The sequence below is a fragment of the Roseisolibacter sp. H3M3-2 genome, assembly GCF_029211165.1.
Taxonomy (GTDB): Bacteria; Gemmatimonadota; Gemmatimonadetes; order Gemmatimonadales; family Gemmatimonadaceae; genus Roseisolibacter.
Map to the genome: position 1 here is coordinate 1 of NZ_JARGEK010000524.1, position 2,563 is coordinate 2,563.

Genomic DNA, 2,563 nt, shown 5'->3' on the forward strand with positions numbered 1-2,563 from the left:
GCCCCGCGGCGGGCGTCGCGGCGGGCGCCGCCGCCGGCGGCGGTCTCGATCTCCATCCGCCGGCGCGCGCCGCGCGCTCGAACGCGCGCCGGGCGGGCCGGTCGTCGTGTCCGCCGCCCGCCGTCGCGCCGCGCCAGTGCGCACGCGCGAACGGGGGGGCAGCGTTGCCTGCACGCCGCGGGCGTCACTCGGAGCGCGGACGAGGCACGCGCGTGCCGGTCACCGAGTGGCGACGACGCGTCCGGTCGCGCGGGGAGCGGAGAGAGCCCTGCGCGGCGCCGCGTCGGCGCGGGAGCGAGTGCGGGGCGGCGACGCGTCGCGAACCGTCGCCGGGCCCCGCGGGGGCGGACCGCTTCGGCCCGCCCTGCCCGTGGCGCTACGAATGTGAACGGTGGCGCGACGCCGCGCAACTGGCCCTCCGTCGATCCGCCGTCACGCCGCGGGGCCATGCGAGTCGCGTGCCCCGCCGCCCGCGCCCCTCCCGTGCGCCGCTAGCTTTCCCGGATGCCCGACACCCCGACCCCCCCGTCGCCGCTCGCCGCCGCCGTCGCCGACGCCGCCGCGCGCTACGAGGAGCAGCGCGACGTCGTCGCGCTCCACACCCGCCTCGCCGAGCTGGCCGACGGCCCCGACGCCGACGCCGACGCGCTCATCGCCGCCGCCGCGCCGTTCGCGCAGATCCCCGAGATCGCCGGCCCGCTCTACGAGCGCGTGGTCGCCCAGCGCCCCGACGACGCGCGCGCCCTCGTCGTCCTCGGCAACGCCTACTGGCTGCACGGCCGCGGCCCCGACGTCGTCGGCGAGCTGGCCACCCGCGCCATCGCCGCCGACCACACGAACCGCGGCGCCTGGCACCTCTGGGCGCTCACCGAGTCCGACCCGCGCCAGCGCACCGCGCGCTGGCAGCAGGTCACCAGGCGCTTCCCCGACGACCAGCTGGCCAAGGCGCTGCTCGCCGACAACGCGGCGTCGCTGGCCGGCGCCGAACACGACGACGAGGCGCTCGTCCTCGCCATCGCCACCTACGAGGAGCTGCTCGCCGACGCCACGCGCCCCGAGCAGCGCGCGGCGCTGGAGCACGCCCTCGACACCCTCCGCGGCTGGAAGCTCTGATGAGCCCCGACCATCCGAACCACGCCGCCCCGGCCGACGAGGCCCCGGGCTCGCTCGAGGAGTTCCGCCGCTTCCGCGAGCGCATGAACGCCGAGATCCTCGGCGAGAACAACCTCGTCGTGAACCGCTTCTTCGCCCTCGACGGCCGCGCCTACGAGGCGGGCGCCCTCGACGTGAAGACGAAGGAGCTCCTCGGCCTCGTCGCCTCGCTCGTGCTGCGCTGCGACGACTGCATCACCTACCACGTGATCCGCTGCCGCGAGGAGGGCGTCACGCGCGCCGAGGCCTTCGAGGCCATGTCCGTCGCGCTGATCGTGGGGGGCTCCATCGTCATTCCGCACTTCCGGCGCGCGGTCGACCGGTGGAGCGAGGTGGAGAAGAAGAGCTGATCCTACGACCTGCGACCTGCGACCTGCGAGAGCACCCGGTCGCAGGTCGCAGGTCGCAGGTCGCAGGCTCACTCCCCCTTCGCCTTGGCCTGCACCGGCGTCACCGCCGCCGGCCGCGCGACCGTCTTCGGATCCCCGTCCGACACGTACCGCCCCGCCGGCCCCTCCTTGTCGAGCCGGTTCAGCGTCGCCTCCAGCGCGTTCTTGAACATGATCTGGCGGTTGACGCTGTTCTTGTTCCAGGCCGGGTCGTACGGGCTCTCGTTCGGGTTCCCCGACACCTCCAGCACGGCGTCGTAGTCGTAGCGGACCGTCTTCTTCGACTTGGGGTCGGTCCAGCTGCCGGCCCACGCCAGGTTGCGCTGCTTCGGCCACATGCCGAGCGGCAGGGCGAAGGTGCGCACCTTGTAGCCCGGGATCGCCGAGTCGATCGCCATGTCGCCGCGGGCGATGAACTCCTGCACCTTCTCCCCGGCCCGGTCGAGGCGCGCGTGGTAGAGGGTGTGGTTGCACAGCTCGTAGCCCTGCTTGTGCAGGAACTGGAGCTTGGGGAAGCGCCACTCGGTCTTCTGCCCCTCGATCCCCTTGTCGCCGAAGAACGAGCGCCCGACCTGCGCCGCCGGCAGCATGCAGAACACCGCCTTGCGCGGCCAGTCGGCGTGCTTCGCCGAGAAGTCCTCGAGGATGCCGACCGCGCTCGTCGGGTCGATCACCAGCTTCCCGCCGCGCTCCAGGTAGCGGAACTGCGACGGCGAGGCGTCGTCGAACACGAGGACGACCGGCGAGATCCCCTTCGGCAGGCTCTGGATCTTCTTGTCCAGGACGTCGGTCATGTTCACCGGGCGGTACCCGCGCTTGTAGAGCTCCTCGAGGTCCTGCCGGAGCCGCTGCGGGGTGCGGGTGAACTCGTTGGTCTCCTGCGGGACGATCAGGTGGTACTCGAGCACCGGGATCCGCCCCAGCTCGTTCGGCTGGCGGGTCGCCGCGCCGGGGTCCTCGGCGGGCGCGGCCGCGGCGGCCGCCGCGGCGACCTCGCCGCCGGCGGCGGCGCGCGTCTGGCC

At 74.2% G+C, this 2,563-nt stretch carries 3 protein-coding genes; 2 read left to right on the plus strand and 1 reads right to left on the minus strand.

The window, feature by feature from the left end; translation table 11 throughout:
• Positions 1 to 504: 504 nt before the first annotated feature.
• Together PYV61_RS23940 and PYV61_RS23945 are read left to right on the plus strand one after the other, a co-directional pair.
• A complete protein-coding gene (locus PYV61_RS23940) occupies positions 505 to 1,113 on the plus strand; it encodes a hypothetical protein (RefSeq protein WP_275836391.1) in 609 nt (202 codons plus the stop codon).
• On the plus strand, positions 1,113 to 1,502 hold the full coding sequence (locus PYV61_RS23945; RefSeq protein WP_275836392.1) for a carboxymuconolactone decarboxylase family protein: 390 nt from the start codon (positions 1,113 to 1,115) through the stop codon (positions 1,500 to 1,502). The genes PYV61_RS23940 and PYV61_RS23945 overlap by 1 nt, the downstream gene beginning before the upstream one ends.
• A gap of 68 nt (positions 1,503 to 1,570) precedes the next feature.
• Here PYV61_RS23945 and PYV61_RS23950 read toward each other — a convergent pair.
• Positions 1,571 to 2,563: hypothetical protein (locus PYV61_RS23950; protein ID WP_275836393.1), on the minus strand; the 993-nt coding region annotated here is incomplete at its 5' end.

Coding starts and splice junctions, on each gene's coding strand:
- PYV61_RS23940 (WP_275836391.1), top strand. CDS start 505: ATGCCCGACACCCCGACCCCCCCGTCGCCGCTCGCCGCCGCCGTCGCC.
- PYV61_RS23945 (WP_275836392.1), top strand. CDS start 1,113: ATGAGCCCCGACCATCCGAACCACGCCGCCCCGGCCGACGAGGCCCCG.